The 25,183-nt window shown below is 63.9% G+C and carries 20 protein-coding genes; 10 read left to right on the forward strand and 10 right to left on the reverse strand.

The annotated features are described in order from the left end of the window. Positions 1-3: 3 nt before the first annotated feature. The 5 genes from ABGM93_RS17835 to ABGM93_RS17855 all read left to right on the forward strand — a co-directional run bounded on the left by ABGM93_RS17835 (position 4) and on the right by ABGM93_RS17855 (position 6,527). A complete protein-coding gene (locus ABGM93_RS17835; RefSeq protein ID WP_321501754.1) occupies positions 4-1,884 on the forward strand; it encodes a DUF3483 domain-containing protein in 1,881 nt (626 codons plus the stop codon). After that, positions 1,881-3,068 (forward strand): electron transfer flavoprotein subunit alpha/FixB family protein, encoded by a 1,188-nt coding sequence (locus ABGM93_RS17840; RefSeq protein ID WP_321501755.1) that lies wholly within the window; start codon positions 1,881-1,883, stop codon positions 3,066-3,068. Before ABGM93_RS17835 ends, ABGM93_RS17840 begins: the two co-directional genes overlap by 4 nt. Beyond that, positions 3,065-3,877, forward strand: coding sequence for an electron transfer flavoprotein subunit beta (locus tag ABGM93_RS17845; protein ID WP_321501757.1), 813 nt, complete (start codon positions 3,065-3,067; stop codon positions 3,875-3,877). The genes ABGM93_RS17840 and ABGM93_RS17845 overlap by 4 nt, the downstream gene beginning before the upstream one ends. Positions 3,878-4,068: 191 nt before the next feature. Then, the gene (locus tag ABGM93_RS17850) at positions 4,069-5,364 is read left to right on the forward strand and encodes an aromatic ring-hydroxylating dioxygenase subunit alpha (protein WP_321501758.1); all 1,296 of its coding nucleotides are present in this window, start codon (positions 4,069-4,071) and stop codon (positions 5,362-5,364) included. Between the two features lie 56 nt (positions 5,365-5,420). Further along, positions 5,421-6,527 carry a 2Fe-2S iron-sulfur cluster-binding protein gene (locus ABGM93_RS17855; protein WP_321501764.1) on the forward strand — a complete coding sequence of 369 codons (1,107 nt, stop codon included), beginning with the start codon at positions 5,421-5,423 and terminating at the stop codon, positions 6,525-6,527. Between the two features lie 196 nt (positions 6,528-6,723). On the opposite strand, the gene proX is transcribed toward ABGM93_RS17855, so the two are convergent. From proX to ABGM93_RS17895, 8 genes are all read right to left on the reverse strand, one after another. Further along, positions 6,724-7,725 (reverse strand): glycine betaine/L-proline ABC transporter substrate-binding protein ProX, encoded by a 1,002-nt coding sequence (gene proX, locus ABGM93_RS17860; protein WP_321501766.1) that lies wholly within the window; start codon positions 7,723-7,725, stop codon positions 6,724-6,726. A 99-nt stretch (positions 7,726-7,824) separates the two neighbouring features. Then, a complete protein-coding gene (locus ABGM93_RS17865) occupies positions 7,825-8,778 on the reverse strand; it encodes a proline/glycine betaine ABC transporter permease (protein WP_321501768.1) in 954 nt (317 codons plus the stop codon). Beyond that, positions 8,778-10,055 (reverse strand): glycine betaine/L-proline ABC transporter ATP-binding protein, encoded by a 1,278-nt coding sequence (locus ABGM93_RS17870; RefSeq protein ID WP_321501771.1) that lies wholly within the window; start codon positions 10,053-10,055, stop codon positions 8,778-8,780. The genes ABGM93_RS17865 and ABGM93_RS17870 overlap by 1 nt, the downstream gene beginning before the upstream one ends. 810 nt (positions 10,056-10,865) lie before the next feature. Beyond that, positions 10,866-11,090, reverse strand: a complete 225-nt coding sequence (locus tag ABGM93_RS17875) for a formate dehydrogenase subunit delta (RefSeq protein ID WP_321501773.1) — start codon at positions 11,088-11,090, stop codon at positions 10,866-10,868. Positions 11,091-11,227: 137 nt separating this feature from the next. Next, positions 11,228-14,110 (reverse strand): formate dehydrogenase subunit alpha, encoded by a 2,883-nt coding sequence (gene fdhF, locus ABGM93_RS17880; protein WP_321505994.1) that lies wholly within the window; start codon positions 14,108-14,110, stop codon positions 11,228-11,230. An 8-nt stretch (positions 14,111-14,118) separates the two neighbouring features. Beyond that, positions 14,119-15,675, reverse strand: a complete 1,557-nt coding sequence (locus ABGM93_RS17885; RefSeq protein WP_321501774.1) for an NADH-quinone oxidoreductase subunit NuoF — start codon at positions 15,673-15,675, stop codon at positions 14,119-14,121. Further along, positions 15,672-16,151 carry a formate dehydrogenase subunit gamma gene (locus ABGM93_RS17890; RefSeq protein WP_321501776.1) on the reverse strand — a complete coding sequence of 160 codons (480 nt, stop codon included), beginning with the start codon at positions 16,149-16,151 and terminating at the stop codon, positions 15,672-15,674. Before ABGM93_RS17890 ends, ABGM93_RS17885 begins: the two co-directional genes overlap by 4 nt. 117 nt (positions 16,152-16,268) lie before the next feature. Beyond that, positions 16,269-17,153 (reverse strand): LysR family transcriptional regulator, encoded by an 885-nt coding sequence (locus tag ABGM93_RS17895; RefSeq protein ID WP_321501777.1) that lies wholly within the window; start codon positions 17,151-17,153, stop codon positions 16,269-16,271. Positions 17,154-17,581: 428 nt separating this feature from the next. Between ABGM93_RS17895 and ABGM93_RS17900 the strand changes: the two genes are divergently transcribed. From ABGM93_RS17900 to ABGM93_RS17920, 5 genes are all read left to right on the forward strand, one after another. After that, positions 17,582-19,162 (forward strand): ABC transporter substrate-binding protein, encoded by a 1,581-nt coding sequence (locus ABGM93_RS17900; protein ID WP_321501779.1) that lies wholly within the window; start codon positions 17,582-17,584, stop codon positions 19,160-19,162. Between the two features lie 165 nt (positions 19,163-19,327). Then, a complete protein-coding gene (locus ABGM93_RS17905) occupies positions 19,328-20,269 on the forward strand; it encodes an ABC transporter permease (RefSeq protein ID WP_321501781.1) in 942 nt (313 codons plus the stop codon). Positions 20,270-20,298: 29 nt separating this feature from the next. After that, positions 20,299-21,153, forward strand: coding sequence for an ABC transporter permease (locus tag ABGM93_RS17910; RefSeq protein WP_321505995.1), 855 nt, complete (start codon positions 20,299-20,301; stop codon positions 21,151-21,153). 2 nt (positions 21,154-21,155) lie between these two features. Then, positions 21,156-22,853 (forward strand): ABC transporter ATP-binding protein, encoded by a 1,698-nt coding sequence (locus ABGM93_RS17915; protein ID WP_321501784.1) that lies wholly within the window; start codon positions 21,156-21,158, stop codon positions 22,851-22,853. Between the two features lie 4 nt (positions 22,854-22,857). Further along, the gene (locus ABGM93_RS17920) at positions 22,858-24,018 is read left to right on the forward strand and encodes a M20 aminoacylase family protein (protein ID WP_321501786.1); all 1,161 of its coding nucleotides are present in this window, start codon (positions 22,858-22,860) and stop codon (positions 24,016-24,018) included. 4 nt (positions 24,019-24,022) lie between these two features. Here ABGM93_RS17920 and ABGM93_RS17925 read toward each other — a convergent pair whose 3' ends face one another. Continuing rightward, on the reverse strand, positions 24,023-24,796 hold the full coding sequence (locus ABGM93_RS17925) for an SURF1 family protein (protein WP_321505996.1): 774 nt from the start codon (positions 24,794-24,796) through the stop codon (positions 24,023-24,025). A gap of 2 nt (positions 24,797-24,798) precedes the next feature. Continuing rightward, positions 24,799-25,170: a cytochrome o ubiquinol oxidase subunit IV gene (gene cyoD / locus ABGM93_RS17930; protein ID WP_319775714.1), complete on the reverse strand. Its 372-nt coding sequence runs from the start codon at positions 25,168-25,170 to the stop codon at positions 24,799-24,801. Positions 25,171-25,183 lie beyond the last annotated feature (13 nt).

Raw genomic sequence — 25,183 nt, forward strand, 5'->3', positions numbered from 1 at the left:
GGCATGGCGGCGGCGCTCGCCAGCTTTGGCCTTCTGATCGTTCTGGCTTGTGCGGCGATGCTGGCGCTTCATGCCTCGCGGCGCTGGCAGGCGGGCGCAGCTGCCCATGTCGATCTTACCGCCGGATTGAAGGCGTTGCCGCGCCGCTATCTCACGGATGTGCATGATGTGGTGGCGCGAAAGCCCTTCAATGCGCGCTTTCATGCGCTTACGGCAGGCGGTTTTCTGGCCTCGCTCGGTCTGATGTGTCTTGCCGGGGTGCCGGGAGTTGGCGGAGCTTGGCTTTGGGGGATCGTGGCGGTGTCGCTTTGCGCCATGACCTGCGGAGCGGCGATGGTCGGCTGGCGGCGACAGGTCTTGCGACCCGGTGAGCTTTCCGGCGGCGGCTTCGCCTGGTTGCCGATTGCGCTGCTGGCCTATTCCCTGGGGTTTCTGGTCGTCGCGCTCAATGTCACGTTTGGAGGGGGGCTGCCGAAATTTGTGCCGCTCCTCTTCGCGGGCATCGGGCTTGTCGGTGCGGCGGATCTGCTCCTGGGCATCGGGCGCGGGCCGCTGAAACATGCGCTCAACGGCGCGCTGCATCTGGTCGTTCATCCGCGGCCTTCACGGTTTTCCGATCAGGGTGGCGAGCGCCAGAGTGCGCTGCTGCCGCTCGATCTGGAGGCGGAGAAGCTCGGGGCGGAGGTGCCGCGCGACTTTGCCTGGAACCGGCTGCTTGGCTTTGAGGCTTGCGTTCAGTGCGGGCGCTGCGAGACCTTGTGCCCGGCCTATGCGGCGGGCCTGCCGCTGAACCCGAAGGCCTTCATTCAGGATATTGCGGGCGCGCTTTCGCATGGGGCGCCGGACTATGCGGGGCATGGCCATCCCGGGGGGCGGGCCCGCGGGACGAGCGGCCCTGACCAGGCGCTGGTGGGCGACGGCGCGGCAATCCACCCCGATACGCTTTGGGCCTGCACCACGTGTCGGGCCTGCGTGGAGGCCTGTCCGATGATGATCGAGCATGTGGATGCGATCGTCGATCTGCGCCGGTTTCAGACACTGGAACTGGGTGCGGCTCCCGGCAAGGCATCTGACGTGCTGGAGGCGCTGCGCCATGCGGACAATCCCGGCGGACTTGAAGCCGCCCGCCGCATCGACTGGGCGTCCGATCTCCGCCTGCCGCTTGCTGCGAAAGCCGGGACGTTCGACGTGCTCCTGTGGCTGGGCGATGCGGCCTTCGACTTGCGCGGGCAACGTTCGCTCCGCGCGCTGATCCGGCTGTTGCGGCTGGCTGAGGTGGATTTCGCGGTCCTGGGGGCGGATGAGCTTGATTGTGGAGACCTCGCCCGCAGGCTCGGGGACGAGGCGACGTTCCAGGGGCTCGCTGTCCGCACCATCGCGCAACTGGCGGGGCTCGATTTCAACCGTATCGTGACTATGGATCCACATGCGCTCCATTGCCTGCGAAACGAATATCCGGCCTTCGGACTGGATCGCCCGGTGCTTCATCACACAGCCTTTCTGGCGGATCTGGTCGAGTGCGGGCGGCTGGTGCTGAAGCCGCTTTCCGGCACGGTGACCTATCACGATCCCTGCTATCTGGGCCGCTATAACGGGGAGACGGAGGCCCCGCGCAGGCTTCTGGATGCACTGGGGCTGGAGCGGCGGGAAATGGAGCATTCCGGCCTCTTTTCGCGCTGTTGCGGCGGCGGGGGCGGGGCCCCGGTCACCGATATCGAGGGCGAATTCCGCATCGCCGATCAGCGCATGGATCAGGCGCGCGCCACAGGGGCAGACTGCGTGGCGGTTGCCTGTCCCAATTGTACCGCCATGCTGGAAGGGGTGGTGGAGCCACGCCCGGAGGTGCGCGACATCGCGGAACTGGTGCTGGAGGCGGCGACATGAGAAAGCGCCGTGACCCAAGGGCCGAGCGGGCGGCGAAGCTTCTGCCGGCAAAGGCCCGCCCGCGTTACGGGCTGACGGCTGCAAGGCCCGAGGGGCGGCCGCGCCGAAATCCGCGGGCGGAGCGCAAGGCTGCGACGGTGGCGGAAAGCCCTCGGCTTCGCATCGCCCGGAAAGGCGGTGGTTTGCCGGGAACCGGCGCAAGGCATGTCGAGGATCTGGCCGTCAAGGTCGCGCCGGAACCGCGCATCATCGCGGACCCGGTCTTTCATGTCCTGGTGATTGCCAGGGCTCGTGAGATCGACCGGCAGATGATCGGTGCGGCGCGCGCGATCGCCGATGCGGGCGGTGGGGCGGTTTGTGTCGCTTCTCCCTTCAAGGCGGAGGATTGGGCGCAAGCCGGGGCGGACCGGGTGATGCCGCTTTCGGGGCCCGAGCCCGAGATTTTTGACCCGGAAGCACGCGCTGGCGCGGTGCTTGCCGCCATCGCCTCGCTGAAGCCGGCCCATGTGCTCTTTGCGGAGACGCAGGACGATGGCGATATCGCGCGCCGTGTCGCGGCGCGGCTGGGCGAGCGGCTCTTCGCAGGCGTTGAGGATATCCGCGAGGGCCGCGCGATCCGCAGGGCCAATGGGGGACGTGATGCGTTGAGCGTCGAGGTGCCCCGGCTCTTGACGATTGCCGTCGATGCCTTCGCCCGTCACGAAGGCGCGCCGCATGAGGCGCGCGAGATCGAGGGGCCGGAGTGTGAGGCCGTTCAAAAGGGCATCGTGGAGGCGAACGCCGTGCCGGTGGATCCCGATACGGTTGCGCTGGCAGAGGCCGATTTTCTGCTGAGTGGCGGCAATGGTGTGACGGACTGGGACGCCTTCGCCGAACTTGCCGGATTGCTGGGGGCAACGCGCGCGGGGAGCCGGGTTGTCTGCGATCAGGGACATCTCCCGCGTGAGCGGCAGGTCGGGGCCTCGGGTACGCTGGTGACCGCTGGTTGCTATTTCGCGCTCGGCATATCGGGCGCGCCGCAGCACCTGCAGGGCATTCAGAGGGTGGGCCGCGTCGTGGCGGTCAACACCGATCTTCATGCGGACATGGTCAAGCGCGCGGATCTCGCCATCGTTGCGGATGCTCAACAAGTCATGCCCGCGCTTATCCGGCTTCTGACGTCAAAACGGGGGAGAGCGGAATGAGGATCGCGGTTTTTCTTTCCCTTGGTCGGCATCCGGCAAACGGTCGTGCGCGCCGCGCGGAGCTCGATGCGAAGGCGCTGGAACTGGCGCTCGGTCTAGCGGTCGATCTTACTTGGGGGCCTTCGGAAATCCATGCTGTTCACGCGGGCGATCCGTCAGCGGATGCCTTGCGCGACTATCTCGGCATGGGACTGCACAGGCTTCATGTGCTGGATGTGGCGCACGGGGACGATCCGGTGCCTGCCCTCAAGGCCCATCTGGAGGCGATCCGTCCGGATATCGTTCTCACTGGCCTGCGCGCAGAGGCGGGCGAGGGCAGCGGAATGGTGCCCTATCTCTTGGCCGAAGCGCTGCGGGCTTCGCTCGTTGCCGATGTGGCCGGAATAGTGAGCCTGGGCGATGAGGTCACCGTCCTACAGGCCCTGCCGCGCGGCCGGCGCAGGCAGGTCACACTGCGCCTTCCCGCGGTGTTGCCGGTCAATGCCGCCGCGCCGGAACCGCGTGCGCCTGCCTTTGCGCGGGCGCGGCGCGGGATCATCGAACCCCATGCGGTTGAAAGCGTGGCGGACGGTTTCCTCACCATGTGCGAGACGGAACCCTGGCGCGCACGCCCCAAGCGCATGGGACTTCCCACAGGCGCCTCGGCAGCGCAGCGCATGAAGGCGATGACGGAGGCGCGCGCAGGCGATGGGCAGGTGATGGTTCGCCCCACGCCCGATGAAGCCGCAGCCGCCCTTTATGACTATCTCGTCGCGCATCGTTTTCTTGGTCCCGAAGAGGACAGCAGGAGCGCCGACACGAAAAAATGACGCGGCGGCTTCCGGGGTTCTGCGTAATCTTGTCGGTTTGAGAAAACTCTCTGTCGCAAATCAGTACGCCGGGCCTTTCTGCGAAGCAGACAATCAGCGGATTGCAGATTCTCCTGCGGCCCGAGCCATGCGCCGGTCAGCCTCGCCGGATGTGTTCCGCCCGTGGCCGTGGAAGCCCTGTCAGGGAGGGAATGATCGTCATGACGGACGCACACGCGATCATGGACATGTTGCGTCGGCGCATGCCCGGCTACAGTCTCGATGCGCCGCTCTATAAGAGCCAGGCGGTGCATGATCTCGACATGGACCTGATTTTCTACCGTCACTGGATCTTCGTGGGCGTGACGCCCGATGTGCCGGAACCGGGCGACGTGATGACCGTGGAGGTGGGGGCGAGTTCGGTTCTCGTCATTCGCGGCGAGGACGGTGAAATCCGCGCCTTCCACAATGTCTGCCGTCACCGCGGCGCGCGGCTTCTGAGTGGACCGAAGGGCACGGTTGGCAACATCGTGTGCCGCTATCACGGCTGGACCTATGGCGAGACGGGCGAGTTGCTTTTCGCCGAGCATATGGGGCCGGATTTCGACCGCTCCTGCCACGGGCTGAAGCCGGTTCACCTGCGCACGCTGGCGGGGCTGATCTTCATCTGTCTGGCCGATGAGGCTCCTGATGATTTCGACCGCATGGCGCAAGACATTTCGCCCTATATCGCGCCGCATGATCTTGCCAATTCGAAGGTTGCCCACTCCTGGGACCTGATTGAATACGGCAACTGGAAGCTGACGATGGAGAACAACCGCGAGTGCTATCACTGCGCGGGCAACCATCCGGAGCTGACGGTGCCTTTGCAGGAATACGGCTTCGGCTTCGCCCCCGATGAACTCGACGATTATCGCAAGGCGGATGTCGCCAAATATCAGGCCGAGCTTGATGTTGCCTATGCGCGCTGGGCGAAGATGGGGCTGCCCTCGCAGGAGCTTGAGAACCTTGCCGCAGTGACGGGCTATCGCACGCAGCGGCTTGTGCTGATGGGGGCGGGCGAATCCCACACACTCGATACGCGCCGCGCCTGCAAGAAGTTGCTCGGCTCCTTCACAGATGGGCGGCTCGGCGGGCTTTCCTTCTGGACGCACCCCAATTCCTGGCACCACTTCATGGCCGACCATGCGGTCACCTTCATGTGCATGCCGCTCGGTCCGGACCGTACATTGGTGCGCACGAAGTGGCTCGTTCACAAGGATGCGGTGGAAGGGGTCGATTACGATCTGGAAAACCTCACCCGCGTGTGGACCATGACCAACCAGCAGGATGCGGATCTGGTGGCGTTGGCCCATAGCGGCATCGCGCAGCCTGCCTATGAAGCTGGGCCCTATTCGCAATTCACCGAAAGTTTCGTGGAGAGCTTCTGCCAGTGGTACGCCGGGCGCATCGCTGCAGGGCTTGGACAATCGCTGACCCGCGTCGATGAGACGGTGGCGGCAGAGTGACGGGGCAATCGACAGGGCCGGCATGGCCCGCGCGTGGAAATGAGGATCAGACCGTCATGCTCATGCAGACCCCGCCAGCGTTCAAAGGCGATATGGAAACCGTGCTGCCCGTGTGGGACGCGGATGTGGACGAGGTGCTCGTCTGTCGGCAGGTGCGCGAGGAAACCCACGACGTGAAGACCTTTGTCTTTGCGCCGCGCACACCCGCCCAGTTCCGCTTCAGGCCGGGCCAGTTCCTGACGCTCGACCTTCCCCTCCCAAGCGGCACGATCCAGCGTTGCTACACGATCTCGGCGTCTGCCGCGCGGCCTTTCCGGGCCTCCATCACGGTGAAGCGTGTGCCCGGAGGCATCGCCTCCAACTGGCTGCACGACAATCTGAAACCCGGCATGGAAATCAGCGCCACGGGACCGATGGGTGATTTCACGCCCGATCTCGCCTCGCCGCGCAAATGGCTGCTTCTTTCGGCGGGAAGCGGGATCACGCCGCTCATGTCCATGGCGCGCACCAGCACGGATCTGGGCGAGGATCGCGACATGATCTTTGTCCATGCAGCGCGCAGTCCCGCCGACATCATCTTTCGCCAGGAACTCGACATGATGGCGCGCCAGCAGGACGGGATGCGGCTGGCGCTGATCTGCGAAAACCTCTCCGCCGAAAAGAGCTGGCCAGGACTGACCGGGCGACTGTCGCCGGTGATGCTCCAGCTCATCGCGCCCGATCTCGATGAGCGCGACATCTATTGCTGTGGGCCTGCTCCTTTCATGGAAGCGGTCTGCATCATGCTGGGCGAGCTTGGCTTCGACATGGAGCGCTACCATCAGGAGAGCTTCGATTTTGCGGCACAGGACGAGGACATCGCGCTGGAAGAGTTTCAGGCGATGGAGGAGGTGCAGCACGATACGTTCCGCGTGGAGCTTGCGCGCAGCGGCCATGTGCTGGAATGCGCGCCGGACATGACCATCCTGAACGCGGCGCGCGCGGCGGGCCTCAAGCTGCCATCCTCCTGCGCGCGTGGGCTATGTGGAAGCTGCAAGAGCCACATGATCTCCGGTTCGGTGGACATGAAGCATGGCGGCGGCATCCGCCAGCGCGAGATCGATCAGGGCCAGGTCCTGCTGTGCTGTTCCCGCCCGACCTCCGATGTGGTGATCGACCGATAAAGGGCAGGGCGCGGAAGCGGTGCGGCCAGCCGATCCTTCGCGACGCGCCCTGCGCGCGCCACGCGAAGGGTTACAGGAGGGAGGGCCTGTCCCGCGCCGCTTTTGACCTCCCGCACACCTCTTCCCAAACAAAAAGACCGGGCGCACGGGGCGCCCGGTCCTGTCATTGCCTGAAAAGGCTCAGCCGAAGTCCGGCTTACTTCGCGGCGGCGCGCGCAGCTTCCAGCCAGCCGTCGACGGCAGCCTTGTTGGCTTCGATCCACGCGGCGGCCTGAGCCTTCACGTCGTCGTCGCCATCGTTCATCGCGGAGTTCTGCGCGTAGATGTCCGAGAGCGGAATCTTGACTTCCTCAAGCAGCTTCTTCGCGGCCGGGTTGGCCTTCAGGAACTCGGAATTCGCGACCGGCACGATGTCGTTGGCCTGGAAGCCCATGGTGCAGGGGTCGGCGACGCAGGTTTCGAGGCCGACAGCCGGTTCCGGCATCTCGATGCTGTCGTCGGTGGTGGCCTCGATCCACATCACGTCCTTGCCCGGGGACAGCTCGTTCACCGTCCAGTTCGGCGTCCAGGTGTAGAACAGCACGTGCTCACCGGCCTGATAGGCGGCGATGGCATCAGCCATGGAGGCGGAGTAACCGGCCTTGATCTGGTTGATGTCGTCGGTCAGCTTGAGCTTGTCGAGCGTCTCGGAGATACGCACCTCGCAGCCCCAGCCCGGGGGGCAGGCCACGAGGTCGGCCTTGCCGTCGCCATTGCGGTCGAACGCCTTCTTGACGTCGTCGCGCTTGAAGTCCTCAAGCGACTTGATGCCGAATTCGTCGATCGCCTTCTTGTCGACGAGGTAACCCTGCAAAGCACCGCCCTTGGCGACCGCGCCGACGATCTCGGCCCCCTGGTCGATGGTGTCCTTGTAGGTCTCATGCAGCGGGAACCAGCCGTTCACCCACAGGTCCATGTCGCCCTGGGCGACGGACTGGTAGAAGGCGGGCGCGTCGAGCGTGGTCGGGCCCTTCACGTCGTAGCCGAGCTTCTGAAGGAGCTGGCTGTAGATCTCGGCGTGGAACCAGCCGGTATCCCAGGTCGCCTGAGACATCTTCACGGTGACACCATCGCCGGGCTCTTCGGCCATGGCAGCCATCGGCGAAAGGCCGGCCGCGATCACGGCCACGGCTGTCAGGGAACGCATTAGATGACGCATATGTCTCTCCGTCTTTGGAATGGGAATGCGGGGCCGGACCCTCCCACGGATACACGGCCCTCGGTGTGCCGGGCGCAAGGGCCCGGCGGAAGACGGCCCTTAGGCCGCCTTGTCCTGTGGCGCCGCGGCCCCGGCTGTCGCCGAAGGTGCAGCTTCCGTGTTCTGGCCCCGGAAGAAGGACATCAGCGCATCGCGCAGCGACGAGCCGCCTGTCCGCGGTTCCGCCAAACCCTGGGTAATGCGGTCCAGAATGATGGCCAGAATGACGATGCCAACGCCGCCGGACATGGCCTGTCCGACATTCAGACGGCCCAGGCCGGTATTGACGACGAGGCCAAGTCCGCCCGCGCCGATAAGCGCGGCAATGACGACCATGGACAGCGCCAGCATGAGGGTCTGGTTGAGACCGGCCATGATGGTGCGCATGGCGAGCGGGATCTGCACTTCCCACAGCATCTGCCATGAGGTGGATCCGAAGGCTTCCGCCGCCTCGATCAGGTCGGCGCGCACGTTGCGGATGCCGAGATTGGTCATGCGGATGATGGGCGGCAGGGCGAAGATGATGGTCGCGATGATGCCCGGCGTCATGCCGACGCCGAAGAGCATGACGATTGGCACCAGATAGACGAAACTCGGGACCGTCTGCATGACGTCGAGGATCGGGCGCACGATCTTCCACGCAAGGTCATTGCGCGCGACCAGAATGCCCACCGGAATGCCGATGACCGTACAGAACAGCACTGAGGTGATGATCATCGAAAGCGTCGTCATGGTTTCCGGCCACAGGCCGATCATGTCGACGAAGGCCAGGCCGATAATGGCGAGGATCGCCATGTTGCGGCTGACGATGCGCCAGGCCAGGAGGGCGAAGACCGCGGTGACGACGACCATCGGCACCCACGACAGAAAGGCGTCGAGGGTGTTCAGAACCTCGGTGACCGGCACCTGAAGAGCGCGGAAGAACGGGCGGAAGTACGGGACCAGGAAGCCACGCACGAACGTGTTCATCCAGTCGTCGAACGGAATGGTGACGAGATCGTGGGGACTGATCATCACGCCCTCCCTTCTTCTTTTTCGGTTTCGCCTGCATCGGCGAGGGTGGTCGCTTGGGGAGCCGCAGTCTCTGCGGATCCTGCATCGTCCGTTTCTTCTTCTGCCGGATCCTCATCGGGGATCAGGTGCTCGAAGATGGATTCAGGTGCGATCACGCCCAGCAGGCGCCCCTTCTCGTCGGTCACTGCAACGGGCACACCGCTCTGGGCGGCGGAGAACAGCTCGTTCAGATAGACGTCCTCGTTCACCGAAGGCGGCTCGGCCTGCATCAGTTTGCGGACCGGGGTATTCGGATCGACCGAGCTTGCGTCGTGGCGTGTGACGAAGCCGATGGCCTTGCCCTTCTGCACCACGTGGATGGTCTCGATCTCGTTCGAATCCATGACCTTCAGAACATCTGCGGCGGTCGCCGTGTAGGGAACCTGGGAGGCTTCCTGCAGAATGTCGGAGGCGGTGTAGACGCGACTGCGATCGATGTCGGCCACGAAGGCGCGGACATAATCGTCGGCGGGCTCGGAAACGATATCCTGCGCGGTGCCGACCTGCACGAAGGAGCCGTCCTTCATGATCGCGATGCGATCCCCCAGAAGCAGCGCCTCGTTGAGATCGTGCGTGATGAAGATGATGGTCTTCTTGAGTTCCTTCTGAAGAACGACCAGCTCTTCCTGCATCTCCCGGCGGATCAGCGGATCGAGCGCCCCGAAGGGTTCGTCCATGAGAAGGATCTCAGGATCGGTTGCCAGTCCGCGGGCCAGACCCACGCGCTGCTGCATGCCGCCGGAAAGTTGCGAAGGCAGGCTGTCGGCGTGATCCTGAAGGCCGACCTTGGCGAGCGCGTTGATCGCCGTCTGGCGACGCTCGTCCTTGCCGGCGCCCTTGACCTTCAACCCGTAGGCGACGTTTTCGCCGACGGTCTTGTGCGGAAACAGGGCGAAATGCTGGAAGACCATGGTGATCTTGCGGCGACGAATGTCGCGAAGGCGGGATTTGCCGCAGGACGCGATGTCGTCTTTGTCGATCCAGATTTCACCAGATGTCGGCGGAATGAGGCCGTTGAGCATGCGCACCAGGGTGGACTTGCCTGACCCCGAAAGGCCCATGATGACGAAGATCTCGCCTTCCTGAACCTCGAAGCTGACATCGTTGACGCCAACGACAACACCGGTTTCGCGAAAAATATGTTCTTTCGATTCACCGCGTTGGAGGCGCTTTAACCCCTCACCCTTCGGGTCGTTGAAGAGCTTGGAGAGTTTTTTGACGATCAGTTTTACACTCATGTGATCTTAGTAGCCTGCCTGAACAGAAATTGAAACCATAGAGAAGGTTTCTTCGACGGCAAATTCGGTGTCATATCGCCAGACTGTCGAGCCTTGTATGGCGATTGAATCCCCGTGAATCCGCGTGATACGTGTCGGGAAAGAGAAAATACTGATTTATCGTCTCGTATATCTTTGGAAATATCGAGGAGGGTGTTTTTTTCATTATTTTTACTTTCTTCCTGAGTGTCTTGATGCACATTGGGGTGGAGCTGCGAACAAGAAAATGCACCCGTTACCGTATTCCGCATGTTTAACAGGAGGCGATCTGCCGAGCGCCCGTTCCAAAGACCTGCCTTGCGCGCCAGATGCTTCGGTTTTGTGCGATTGTACAAAGCAACATTTCCCGGTATCTCCGGCGAGTACAGGATCGGTGTTGCCGCAAGGATACTGTGTCGGCGGCCCGCGGCTGACAATCCTGGCCTGCACATGCGCACATGAACGCCAACAGAGCCGTCAGGATCTGTGGCATTCGATATTTCAGCATTTCTTTCTCTTGCCCCAGCCTTGTCTCACACCCCTTTGACAGGGGCGCGCTCAGGCGTCGGGAAAACCGGATGTGATTTGCCGGATCCTTTTCGCCTTCATTGCCCAAACGCCCTCAGCGGGCATCCGGTTCCCAAAAAAGTCAAAAAAAAGGCAACGGTGCGCAGATGGCCCCTGACCATGCAGATGGCATGGGGGCTCGGGGCTTTCCGACGGCAAGACGCAGCCGTCAGACCGCAGCGCGCGATCGGGCAGCAGGAGAAGCGGGGGGAGGGGCGGTGCGGCTCAGCTTGCGGCGTGGGGGAAATGGATTTGTGCGGCAGCGCGGATCACGAGCGGATTGAGGGTGCTGTCGTCGGCTGCGAGGATCTCGGCAAGCTGCCGGCGCATGCGCGGATCCCAGAACTTGTTGATATGGGCCGCGACGCCCGCGGCCTGGTCTTCGCTCGGCTGGGTTTCGAAGAAGGTGGCGATCTGGTTGGCCTGATAGACGAGCTTTGTTGCCGACATACCGGTCTTTCTCCCTCGATGGGGCGTCTTGTCATGATCCCGGACCCGCATGCCCGGCCCTGGCTGGGCGGGGGCGCGATTTCCGGGAAATGAAAGGCGGCGGAACGGTGCCCCGACGCCTGTTCATGTCAGCACACCTATTCGGCGGCATCCAGCGTGTGGGTGATGCGGCGGGCCTTGCGGGCCTGCTCCTCATATTCCACCTGCCAGTCGCTCGGGCCGTTGGAAAGCGAGATCTGCACCGCTGTGACCTTGTATTCCGGGCAGTTGGTGGCCCAGTCGGAATAGTCGGTGGTCACCACGTTCGCCTGTGTGGCCGGGTGATGGAAGGTGGTGTAGACCACGCCCGCGGCGACCCGGTCGGTGATGAGCGCGCGCAGGCTCGTCTCGCCGGAGCGGCTCGCGATGCGCACCCAGTCGCCATCCTTCACGCCGCGCATTTCCGCGTCGATCGGATTGATCTCCAACCGGTCCTCGTCGTGCCAGACCCCGTTCTCCGTGCGTCGGGTCTGCGCGCCGACATTGTACTGGGAGAGAATGCGTCCGGTGGTGAGAAGCAGCGGGAAGCGCGGGCCCGTGCGCTCGTCGGTTGCCACATATTCGGTGCGGATGAACTTGCCCTTGCCGCGCACGAACCCGTCCACATGCATGACCGGTGTGCCTTCCGGGGCCGCGTCGTTGCAGGGCCATTGCACCGAGCCGCGTTCATCCAGCATCTCGTAGGTCACATTGGCAAAGCCAGGCGTGGTCGCGGCGATCTCGGCCATGATCTCGCTGGGGTGGCTGTAGGACCAGTTCGCGCCCATGGCGTTGGCGACGAGTTGGGTCACCTCCCAGTCGGCATAGCCCGCCTTCGGGCTCATCACCTTGCGCACCCGATTGATGCGGCGTTCCGCATTGGTGAAGGTGCCGTTCTTTTCCAGGAAGGTGGAGCCGGGCAGGAAGACATGGGCGTGGTTTGCGGTCTCGTTCAAGAAGAGATCGTGGACGACGACGCATTCCATCGCCGCCAGCCCCGCCGCGACATGGTGGGTATCGGGATCGGACTGGAGAATGTCCTCGCCCTGAATGTAGATGCCCTTGAAGGAGCCATCGACCGCCGCATCCAGCATGTTGTTGATGCGAAGCCCCGGTTCCTTGTCGAGAGTGACGCCCCATACGTCCTCGAAGGTTTCGCGCACGGCGTCGATGGAGACATGGCGATAGCCCGGCAATTCATGCGGGAAGGAGCCCATGTCGCAGGAGCCCTGCACGTTGTTCTGGCCGCGCAACGGGTTCACGCCCACACCGGGCCGCCCGATATTGCCGGTCGCCATGGCGAGGTTCGCAATCGCCATCACGGCGGTGGAGCCCTGGCTGTGCTCGGTCACGCCGAGGCCGTAATAGATCGCGCCATTGCCGCCGGTGGCAAAGAGCCGTGCGGCGGCCCGGATTTCTTCAGCCGGAACGCCGGAGAGCTTCGCCACCTCTTCGGGGCTGTGGGCCGGGTCGGCGACGAAATCCGCCCAGTCCTGGAACTCGTCCCAGTCGCAGCGCGCGCGGATAAAGGCCTCGTCGTAGAGCTTCTCGGTGACGATGACATGGGCAAGCGAGGTGAGCACGGCCACGTTGGTGCCCGGGCGCAACGCCAGGTGATGGGCCGCCTCGATATGAGGGCTTCTGACCAGGTCGATGCGGCGCGGATCGATGACGATGAGCTTCGCGCCCGCGCGCAGCCGCTTTTTCAGCCGGGCGCCGAAGACCGGGTGACCATCGGTGGGGTTGGCGCCGATCACCAGCACCACGTCGGAGTGTTCCACGCTGTCGAAATTCTGTGTGCCCGCCGACGTGCCGAAGGTCTGGCCGAGGCCGTAGCCGGTGGGCGAATGGCAGACACGGGCGCAGGTGTCGGTGTTGTTGTTGCCGAAGACCGCGCGCGCCAGCTTCTGCACGAGGTAGGTCTCCTCGTTGGTACAGCGCGAGGAGGTGATCACGCCGATGCTCTCGCGGCCATATTGGTATTGCAGGCGGCGGAACTCGTTCGCCATGTGGGTGAGGGCTTCTTCCCACGAGACCTCGCGCCAGGGATCGGAAGTCTTTTCGCGGATCATTGGGTTGAGGATGCGGTCGCCATGGTTGGCGTAGCCATAGGCGAAGCGGCCCTTCACGCAGGAATGTCCGCGATTGGCCTCGCCGGCCTTGTAGGGAACCATGCGCACCAGTTCCTCGCCACGCATCTCCGCCTTGAAGGAGCAGCCCACCCCGCAATAGGCGCAGGTGGTGACGACGGAGTGTTCCGGCTGGCCGATCTCGATGATCGATTTTTCCTGCAGGGTCCCGGTGGGGCAAGCCTGAACGCAGGCGCCGCAGGAGACGCATTCGGAGCCGAGGAAGCTCTCGTGCATGCCGGGGGAAACGCGGGAGTCAAAGCCGCGGCCCTCAATGGTCAGCGCGAAAGTGCCCTGAACCTCCTCGCAGGCCCGCACGCAGCGCGAACACACGATGCACTTGGACGGGTCGTAGGTGAAATAGGGGTTGCTCTCGTCCTTCGGCATCCAGCGGAAATTGTCGCTGCCGTCGCTTTCGCGCGCAAAGACATGGTTTGCGCCTTTCTGTCCGAAGCGTACGTCGCGCAGCCCCACCGCGCCCGCCATGTCCTGCAATTCGCAATCGCCATTGGCGGCGCAGGTCAGGCAGTCGAGCGGATGATCGGAGATATAGAGCTCCATCACCGAGCGGCGCAGTTTCTTCAGCCTGTCGGTCTGGGTATGAACCACCATGCCGGGGGAAACGGGCGTGGTGCAGGAGGATGGTGTGCCGCGACGCCCGTCGATCTCGACAAGGCACAGGCGGCAGGAGCCGAAGGACTGCACCATGTCGGTGGCGCAAAGGCGCGGGATCTCGATGCCGGCCTCGGAGGCGGCGCGCATCACGGAGGTGCCCTCGGGAACGGTGATCTCGAACCCGTCGACGGTCAGTGAGACGGTCTTGTCGGACTTGACCTCGGGCGTGCCGAAGTTCTTTTCCTTGATGAGGTCCATGGTCTTGCTCATTCCGCCGCCTCCTGAATCGAACGGGGACGGAAGTCCTCCGGGAAATCGTTGATCGCGCTCTTCACGGGGAAGGACGTGAAGCCTCCCAGAGCGCAGAGGGAGCCCAGCCTGAGCGTCTGGCAAAGCTCCAGCGCCAGCTCGATATTGCCCTCGACATCCTCCCCGGCGGCCACGCGGTCCAGAACCTCCATGCCGCGAATGGGGCCGATGCGGCAGGGCGTGCACTTGCCGCAGGATTCGATGGCGCAGAATTCAAATGCGAAACGTGCCTGTTTCAGCATGTCGACCGTATCGTCAAAGACGACGATGCCCGCATGCCCGATCAGGCCGTCGGCCTCGGTGAAGGATTCATAATCGAAAATCGTGTCGAACTTGGAGGTCGGGAAATAGGCGCCCAGCGGCCCGCCAACCTGCACTGCGCGGACCGGGCGACCCGTTGCCGTGCCGCCGCCGATATCCTCGACCAGCTCGCGCAGCGGCAGGCCGAACGCGGTCTCGAACAGCCCGCCATGGCGCACATTGCCCGTGATCTGGACGGCGATGGTGCCGTGGGATTTGCCGACGCCGAAATCGCGGTAGAACTCCGCGCCCTCATCCAGGATGATGGGCACGCTGGCCAGCGTCATCACGTTGTTGACGGCGGTGGGCTTGCCGAGGAAGCCCTCGATTGCGGGAAGCGGCGGCTTGGCGCGCACGATGCCGCGCTTGCCTTCCAGCGAGTTGAGCATGGAGGTTTCTTCACCGCAGACATAGGCGCCCGCACCCATGCGGATTTCCATGTCGAAAGCGCGCCCGGACCCCAGCACATCCGGGCCCAGCATGCCCGCCTTGCGCGCGATCTCCACCGCCTCGTTCATGATGCGGATGGCATCAGGGTATTCCGAGCGGGTGTAGAGAAAGCCCTTGGTTGCGCCGATGGCGAGGCCAGCAATCGCCATGCCCTCGATGAGAATGAAGGGGTCGCCCTCCATGATCATGCGATCGGCGAAGGTGCCGCTGTCGCCTTCATCGGCGTTGCAGGCGATGTATTTCTGATCCGCGGGCGCCTGAAGCACCGTGTTCCACTTGATGCCGGTCGGGAACCCGGCGCCGCCGCGCCCGCGCAGGCCCGAGCGGGTGACCGTCTCCACGATCTCTTCCGGCTTCATCTTGACGGCCTTGCGAAGGCCCCTCAGCCCGCCATGGACCTCGTAGTCGCGCAGTGAATGGGGGTCGATAATCCCGCAGCGGGCAAAGGTGAGGCGGGTCTGTCGCGCAAGATAGGGGATTTCTTCGGTGGGACCCTGGCTGAGCGGATGGTCGCCGCCGGTCTCAAAGCCCGCATCGAAGAGGCCTGCTACATCGTCGGGCTGCACCGGGCCGTAGGCGATGCGCACGCCATCGGCTTCCGTCTCCACCATCGGTTCCAGCCAGAACAGGCCGCGCGAGCCGTTGCGCACAATCTCGATATCGAGGCCGCGCTTTTGGGCCTCAAGGGCGATGGCTGCGGCGACATCGTCGGCGCCCAGCGCAATGGCGGCGGAATCAAGGGGGACAAAGATCCGGGTTGTCATGCGCGCACCTCCTCGACGATGGCGTCGAGCCGTTTCTCGTCGAGCCTGGCGACAAGCTTGCCGTCAACGGTTGCGGCAGGCGCGCAGGCGCACAGGCCGAGGCAGTAGACGGCTTCGAGCGTCACCGAGCCGTCGGCGGACGTCTCGTTCCAGCCGATGCCGAGCAGGGCGTGGGCGCGTTCCGACAGGGCGTCTCCTCCCATGGACTGGCAGGCCTCCGCGCGGCAGATCTTGATGACGTGGCGGCCCGCCGGGCGGGCACGGAAATCATGATAGAAGCTCACCACTCCGTGCACCTCGGCGCGCGAGAGGTTCAAGGCGGCGGCGATCGCGGCGACGGCTTCTTCCGGAACATGGCCGAGTTCTTCCTGCACATCATGCAGGATCGGCAGCAGCGGACCCTCTCGATCTGCGTGCTCAGCAACGATTTGGGTCACACGTTCAGTGACCCGATCCGTCGGGGGCTGATGCAGCATGGGGCGTCTCCGGTGGTCGTCAATTATGTAATATTTCGCTGACTATGCCGGTGCGCTGCACCCTCGTTCAATAAAGCTGTGCCGTTGAGCGATTGCACATATCTATCAAGCGCCGCCTCACACGGCCGAGATCGCCCGCGCCTGTTGCAGCAATGCCGAGATCGCAGGGGTGTGCGGTTCGCGGAAATTGGCAACAATTCCAATTATATGAGAGGAATTTGGATCGCTGATCGGCAGGGCGCGCAGGTTGGGCATATGGGAGAAGGTCTCCGCCAGTCTGGATGGCATGATGCTCGACCATTTGCCCGTCTGGATGTGGGTAAAAAGGGCAATGATGCTGTCCGATTCAAGTGTCGGAGCGGCTTCTACCCCAGCGTCACTGAGGTGTTTCTCGATGATCCGCCGGTTCTGCATGCTTTCGGTCAAGAGGCACAAAGGAGCACGGGAGGCCTCTGACCATGTAATGCTTTCGCGGTCGGCGAACGGGCCGCCTTTCGTGCTGACGAAGGAATAGTGCTCCTTGTAGAGGGGGACGGAGGTCATCCGGCCCAGCGGCTCGTTGTCGAGATAGGTGATCCCGGCATCGACCTCCAGATTGACGACAAGCGACAGGATCTCCACCGAAGAGCGCGCCAGAACGGTGACGCGGACATCCGGGTGGCGCGTGCAGAATGGGGCGGTCAGGTCCCTGACCATGGAAAGCGCGGTCGGAACCACGGCGATGCGTACCGAGCCGGTGAGCCCGAAGCGGGCGGCCTGCATCTCCTCCTGCATGGCACGGCTGTCGGCGACGATGCGGCGGGCCCATTCCAGCACCCGCATGCCTTCCGGCGTCAGACCCTGAAAACGCGATCCGCGCTGGACGAGCTTGACGCCGAGTTGGTCTTCCAGTTGCTTGATAGCGGCGGACAGGGTCGGTTGGGTGACGCGGCATTCCTCCGCCGCATGGCCAAAGTGCTTTTGTTTCGCCAGGGCGATGAACATCTCAAGCTTGTCGATCATGGGGCCAAATGCTCCCTCCTGGCGGGTCTCAGCACGGGGACGGGGTGCCCGTAAGGCTTCAAGAAGGTGCGAACATAGCCGGTGAGACGGGCGGCTGTCTTGCGGGCCTTTGGTGCCGACCCTGTGCACGATCGTCTCGCCGGCTGCGATGGGCGGTACACGCCGAATATGTTCTGTCGGCTCCGTTTTGTTGCGGCAGTTCGATTCGATTGGCCAGGCCCTTGCGGTCGGCAGGGTTTCGTGACCTGTCTTGACCGGCTCGGGATCGGCCAAATACCGGCACTTTGGTTGCCGTAAGTGGCAAGGGGCTGGTAATTCTCGCAAGAACGGCGCAAGCCGTCTCCTTTCGGATGCAGACATGAATGGTGGGTATAATGGACATGTGTCAGACAAAGGCGGGTCCGGTCGGGAGGCCTTCACTGCGGCGAATGGCGCGCAAGGTCGCGGCCGGGGTGCTCGCAGCGACCATGCTGGGCGCGGTTTGCACTCAGGCTGCCCGCGCGGAGGAAAAAGTCGTCACCGCGGTGATGAATTCCGGCCTTCGCACACTGGATCCGATCATCACCACCGCGCATATCGTGCGCGATCATGCCTACATGATCTATGACGTGCTGGTGGCGCAGGACGACACCTTCACCGCCCGCCCGCAGATGGCGGACTGGACCATTTCGCCCGACGGGCTCGTCTATACCTTCACCCTGCGCGACGGCCTCATGTTCCATGACGGGGCCCCGGTTACGGCCGGCGACGCGGTCGCCTCGCTGGAGCGCTGGGGACAGCGCGATTCCGGCGGGCAGCTGATTTTCGATGTCACCGTGAGCCTTGAGGCGCGCGACGACAGGACGATCGTGTGGACGCTGAAAGAACCTTACGCGCCACTGATCGACACGCTGGCCAAACAATCGGCGATCCCGCCCTTCATCATGCCCGCGCGCGTGGCCGCGACCCCGGCGGACCAGGCGATTACCGACTTCATCGGTTCCGGCCCGTTCCGGTTCGTTGAAAGCGAATACCAGCCGGGCGTCCGGGTCAGTTACGAGAAATTCGATGGCTATGTGCCGCGTCCGGAGCCTGCAAGCTGGATGGCGGGCGGCAAGGTCGTTCACGTCGACAAGGTGACCTGGGTGACCATGCCCGACGCCCTGACCTCCATCAACGCGCTGCTGGCGGGCGAGGTGGATTATGTGGAACAGATCCCCGTGGACCTTCTGCCGCTCGTCCAAGGCCATGACGCGGTCGCCGTGGAGGTGCGCGACACCCTGGGCTTTCAGGCCATTGGCCGGATGAACTTTCTCTACCCGCCCTTCAATGACGTGAAGATCCGCAAGGCGGCGATGATGGCGCTGAGCCAGCAGGATATCATGGGTACGCTGATCGGCGATCCGGCCTATTACCGCATCTGCGGCGCGATCTTCGGCTGCGGCATGCCGCTGGAAGACGAGGCCGGGGCAAAGACACTGATCACCGGCGGCGATATCGAGGGTGCGAAGAAGCTGCTGGCGGAAAGCGGGTATGACGGCACACCGGTCGTGCTGATGCAGCCGACGAATATCCCGATGATCGCCGCGCAGCCCATCGTGGCGGCGCAGGCTCTGCGCGAGGCGGGGTTCACCGTCGACATGCAGGCAATGGACTGGCAGACGCTGGTGGCGCGCCGCGCCAGCCGGGCGAAGCCCTCGGAAGGGGGCTGGAACCTGTTTTTCACCAACTGGTCGGTGCCGGAGATCGGCACGCCCCTGATCAATCCCATGCTGAACGGGCGTGGCGAGGATGCGTGGTTCGGCTGGCCCACGGATGAGACGCTGGAGGCTCTGCGCAAGGACTATATCGCGGCGAAAACCGCGGAAGAGCAGAAGGCGATCGCGCACAAGATCCAGGCGCATGCGATGGACGTGGTCAATTACATCCCGCTTGGCCAGTTGCTCTCGCCGCAGGGGCGCAGCAGCAAGCTCGTCAACATGATCCCCGCGCCGGTGCCGGTGTTCTGGGGCATGGACAAGCTGGAGTAAGAGGGTGCTTCTGGCCAGAGGGGGGGCGGGGCTCATGGGGATCGCCCGGCTCGTCCCGCGGTTCCGGCCTTTATCGCTGCGGTCTTTTCTGGTTAGAGGATCAGAAGTGCGCAGTCTTCTTCCGTTCCCTCATGCGCTGGCGCCTTGCCGAGGACCCTCAGGTCGATGATTGGCTATTTCGTGAGACGTGTGCTTGCAGTGATCCCGGTCATGGCGATCGTGGGGGTGTTCGTCTTCCTGTTGCTCCGGCTGACGCCGGGCGATCCGGCGGCGATTCTCGCGGGCGATGCGGCGACCCCCGCCCAGCTTGGACGGATCCGCGCCTCGCTGGGGCTCAACGAGCCGCTTCCTGAGCAATTCGCCACATGGGTGGGGCAGTTGTTGCAGGGGGATCTGGGCATCTCGCTCATTTCCAACACCCCCGTGACGCAGATGATCGGCCAACGTATCTGGCCAACCCTCAACATCGCCCTCCTGACGATCGTTCTCTCCGTCGTGATCGCGGTGCCGATGGGCGTGGTGGCGGCGTGGCGGCATCGTTCCTGGGTGGATCACACGGTGATGAGCCTTTCGGTGCTGGGCTTTTCCGTGCCGGTTTTCGTCATCGGCTATGTGCTGATCCAGACCTTTTCCATCCAATTGCGCTGGTTGCCGGTGCAGGGCTACACCGCGCCGGGCACGGATTTCGGCAAGTTTCTCGCCCACGCGATCCTGCCCTGCCTGACGCTGGCCGCCATCTATGTGGCGCTGATCGCCCGGATGACGCGGGCGAGCCTGCTGGAGGTTCTGGGCGAGGATTATATCCGCACCGCGCGCGCCAAGGGGGTGAGCGAGAGGCATGTCCTCTTCCGCCATGGCCTGAGAAACGCGGCGGTGCCGATCCTCACCGTCATCGGCTCCGGCTTCGCGCTGCTCATCGGCGGTGTGGTGGTGACGGAAACCGTCTTCAACATTCCCGGCCTCGGGCGTCTCACCGTCGATGCGGTTCTGGCGCGCGACTATCCGGTCATTCAGGGCATCATCCTGCTGATGAGCGCGCTCTATGTGCTGGTCAATCTGCTGATCGACCTCTCCTACAGCCTTGTTGATCCGAGAATCCGATACTGATGGGCGCCGCCCCCAAGCCCGCTTCCGGCATGCAGATCGTGCTCGGCGCCCTGTCGCTGCCGAGGGCTTCGCGCCTTGGCGCCGCGCCGCTGATCGCGGCGGGCGTGCTGGTGCTGATCATCGCGGCCTCGGTGAGCGCGCCGCTCTATATTCCGCATGATCCGCTTGCCATAGACGCGCTGCACCGGCTCAAGGGGCCAAGCCCGGCGCACCTTCTGGGCACGGACAATTTCGGTCGCGACCTCTTTTCCCGCGTCATGATGGGGGGGCGGGTGTCGCTTTTCATCGGCGTCGGGGCAGCCTTGGTCAGCGTGATGCTGGGGCTCGCCATCGGGCTTGTCTCTGGCTTCTTCCGTTTGGCCGACGCGATCATCATGCGGATCATGGACAGCCTCATGGCGATCCCCTCCATCCTGCTGGCCATCGCCTTCGTCGCGCTGAACGGGCCGAGCCTGTGGTCGGTGATTGCCGCGATCACGATTTCCGAGATACCGCGCGTGGTCAGGCTGGTCAGATCCGTGGTGCTTTCGGCGCGCGAGGAGCCCTATGTGGAAGCGGCGATCGCGCTTGGATCCTCCATGCCGAAGATCCTGATCCAGCACCTGCTGCCCAACACGCTGGCCCCGCTCATCGTGCAGGGCACCTATATCTGTGCCTCCGCCATCCTTGTGGAGGCGATCCTGTCCTTTCTGGGGGCGGGCGTTTCGAGCGAAATCCCGACCTGGGGCAACATCATGGCGGAGGGGCGGCTCTATTTTCAGATCAAGCCGATGCTGATCTTCTGGCCGGGGCTGATGCTGTCGGTCTGTATTCTCGCGATCAATCTTCTTGGCGACACCGCGCGCGATCTGATCGATCCGCGGCTCAGACAGCGGGAGGCGTGACGATGGTGTTCAAGTCCCGCACTCTCCACGACCGGCCGGTGGTTCTGGAAATCGCGGATCTGAGCGTACGGCTTGCGGGCGATGCGAGTGCGCGCCCCATCCTCGACAGGGTTTCGATGACGATCCGGGCGGGCGAGACGGCTTGTCTGGTGGGCGAAAGCGGATCGGGAAAGTCGGTCACCGCGCTCGCCACCATGGGGTTGTTGCCGAAGGAGACCCTTGAAGCGAGCGACGGGCGGATCCTGCTTCAGGGGCGGAACCTGCTGGGGCTCGGGCCGCAGGCCATGCGCGATGTGCGGGCCAGTCTGGTCTCGATGGTCTTTCAGGAACCCAGAACCGCGCTCAATCCGGTCATGCGCGTGGGCGCGCAGATCGAGGAAGTGCTCGACGCGCATATGCGTTTGCCGAAGCGGGAGAAGACGCGGCGGGTTCACGACATTCTCCATCAGGTGCATCTGCCGGAGGTGGAGCGCATATATGCCTCCTATCCGCACCAGCTTTCCGGTGGCCAGCGCCAGCGCATCATGATCGCCATGGCGCTGATCCTGAAGCCGCGGCTCCTCATTGCCGACGAGCCGACAACCGCGCTCGACGTGACGACGCAGAAGCAGATCCTGAGCCTGATCGCGGAACTGCAGGAAAAGCACGACACCGCGGTTCTGTTCATCACTCACGACATGGGCGTGGTGGCGGAGATCGCCGACACGGTGCATGTGATGCGCGACGGCGCGATCGTGGAAAGCGCGCCCGCGGGCCAACTCCTGCGCGCCCCGGAGCAAGACTATACCCGCACGTTGCTGAAAGCCGTGCCAAGCCTTGCGCCGCGTCCTGCGCGCGCCGCAGCCGAAGGCCCGCCGGTTCTGGAGGTGGACGGTCTTGGAAAGCTCTATGGTCGGGGACGCTGGTTTTCGGCAAAGGCGGCGACACAGGCGGCGCGCGATGTGCGTTTTTCCATCGCGCGCGGGCGTACGCTCGGCATTGTCGGCGAAAGCGGCTCGGGCAAGTCCACAGTCGCGCGCTGCATCCTGCGGCTGATCGATCCGAGCGAGGGCTCGGTCCGGGTTGCGGGAACCGAGATCGCCCGGCTTTCGCGGCGCAGGCTGAGGCCACATCGCAAACACATCCAGATCGTCTTTCAGGATCCGTTCCGCTCGCTCAATCCACGCTGGAGCGTCGGGCAGAGCCTCATGGAGGGGCTGCTCAATTGCGGCATGGACAAGGGGGCAGCCCTGGCGCGGGCGGGCGAGCTGCTGGCTCTGGTCGGTCTGCCGGAGGATGCGGCGGATCGCTATCCTCACCAGTTTTCCGGTGGCCAGCGCCAGCGCATCGCGATTGCCCGCGCCATCGCCATGGAGCCTGATGTGCTGGTGGCGGACGAGGCGGTCTCCGCGCTCGATGTCTCCGTTCAGGCGCAGGTGCTCGATCTGCTGGATCAGCTTCAGAAGAAGCTCGGCCTCGCCATTGTCTTCATCACGCATGATCTTCGCGTTGCCGCGCAAATCTGCGACGAAGTAATTGTGATGCAAAAGGGGGTCATCGTGGAGCATGATACGGCGGCCAATGTTCTGGCGCGGCCCCGCAACCCCTATACGCGTCAACTGATCGAAGCCGCCCCGGGCCGGGGATGGGACTTCGCCAATTTTCGTGCGCTTCAACCTGCCGAAGAGCAGGAGGCGCGACCTTCACCTTCCATGGAGTAAAGACATGCCCGTTCTGCCGCTGATAGAGACCTATGCCGATGAACTGACCGCGGTGCGCCGCGATATCCATGCCCATCCTGAACTCGGCTTCGAGGAAGAGCGCACCTCGTCAATTGTCGCGGAAATGCTCACCTCATGGGGCATCGAGGTCCATCGTGGCATCGGCAAGACCGGGGTCGTGGGCGTTTTGCAGGGCAAGGGCGGCGGCACGCGTTCCATCGGCCTGCGCGCCGACATGGATGCGCTGGCGATGGATGAACTGACGAACCTTCCCTACGCCTCGCAAAATCCCGGTCGCTTCCATGGGTGCGGCCATGATGCCCATACCACCATGTTGCTGGGCGCGGCGCGCTATCTGGCCGAAACGCGGGATTTCGACGGTCGGGTGGTGTTCATCTTCCAGCCTGCGGAAGAGGGGCGCGGCGGGGCCAAGGCCATGATCGCGGACGGGCTTTTCGAGAAGTTTCCCTGCGACGAGATCTACGGCATGCACAACGATCCGATGGCGGATGAAAACACCTTCGCGATCAAGCCGGGCGTGGAAATGGCCGGGGCGAGTATCTTCGAGATCACCATCAATGGCGTTGGCAGCCACGCCGCCCATCCGCACCAGTCACATGACCCGGTCATGGTCGCGACCCAGCTTGTGCAGGCCCTGCAATCGGTGGTCAGCCGGAACGTGCGGCCGACCGATCCGGCGGTTCTTTCCGTGACCCAGATCCATGCGGGCTCCGCCTTCAACGTGGTGCCGGACAAGGCCACGATTGCCGGCACGATCCGCTGTTTCTCCGAGGAGGTGCGGGACATGATGCACGCGCGGGTGGAAGACATCTGCGCCGGTCTCGCCCGCAGCTTCGACGTCGAGATCGACGCGAAGGTCACGCCGTTATTCTCGGTCTTGAAGAACGATGAGGCCCTTTCGCACGCCTATGTGGATGCGGCGCGCGATATTCTGGGCGAGGACAGGGTTACGGTTTCGGACAAGCTGATCACCGGCAGCGAGGATTTCTCTGACATGCTCGCCGTGGTGCCCGGCGCCTATTGCCGGATCGGCCACAAGGGCGGTGTGCCGCTGCACAATTCCGGCTTTATCGTCGATGACGACATGCTGCCGGTCGGGGCTTCGGTGATGGCGCGCATCGTTGAAAAGCGCCTGCCGCTGTAACGCGTCAGCGCCGTGCGGCGCGGCGCTCCTCGCGCAGGATATAGAGGCCCGCGCCCAGCGACATCAACGCCAGCGAAAACCAGGTGATCGCATAGACGAGATGGTTGTTGTGAAAGCGCACGATGGTCAGGCCGCCGATGGGGTAAGTCCCGGGCGGCGAGGCGACGGCGTCGGCATCCAGAAAATAGGGCGCGATGTGTCCAAGGCCGCGTGCCTTGGCGATCGCGCCCACGTCGCGGGAATACCAGCGCTCGTCATCGGGTGCGTTCTCGCGCAGGAAGGCGCCGCCCGGCTCGCTCATGCGCAGGAGGCCGGAAAGCGTGGTGAGGCCGTTGCCTGCCGGGGCAGGGCGTGAGGCTGGGGCTTTTCTGTCCGGCGGGACAAAGCCGCGGTTGACGAGAACGGTGAAGCCGCGTTCCGTTTCAAAGGGTGTGACGACCCAATAGCCGGAGCCCAGATCCGTGGTGGCGCGCACCAGCGTCTCACGGGCATCGTCGAAGTACCCTGTCACGGAGATGTGGCGGTACTCGGCCGTGTCGCGGGTGATTGCCGGCCAGTCTTTCGGACCTGGTGCGGGCACGGCGGGGGCATGGATGCGGGCCTCCACCCGTTCGATCAGGGCCAGTTTCCAGCCAAGCCGCTTGACCTGCCAGACGCCGAGCGCGGCGCCTGCGACCATGCCGAGAACGATGAGGCTTCCCACAAGCGCAAGCGTTGCGCGGGACCGCCGGTGCGGCCCCGTCGCCTCACGCGCGCGCCGATCGGCAGCCCCGGCCATGCTCACGGCAACTGCCTCATGTCGTGCGTCGGCATCATGTTGGTGTTGAGGTGGTACATCACCCACAGCGAGCCCGCGAGCGTGATCGCCACGATGATGATCGTGAAGGCGAGCGCCAGCAGGTTCCAGCCGCCTTCCGATTTTGCGTCCATATGGAGGAAGAAGACCATGTGGACGCAGATCTGGATGACGGCCATGCCCATGATGACGAAGATCGTCGCCTGTTTGTCCAGCATCCCGCTCATCACCAGCCAGAACGGGATCGCCGTCAGGATGAGCGACGCGACAAACCCCGTCATGTAGCCGCGGGTGGTGGCATGGGAGGGGGCGGTGTCGTGAGGCCCGTGATCGGGGCTGTGGCCGTGGTGTTCCATGGCGTGCGGATCG

This window comes from Breoghania sp. (genome assembly GCF_963674635.1).
Lineage (GTDB): Bacteria > Pseudomonadota > Alphaproteobacteria > Rhizobiales > Stappiaceae > Breoghania.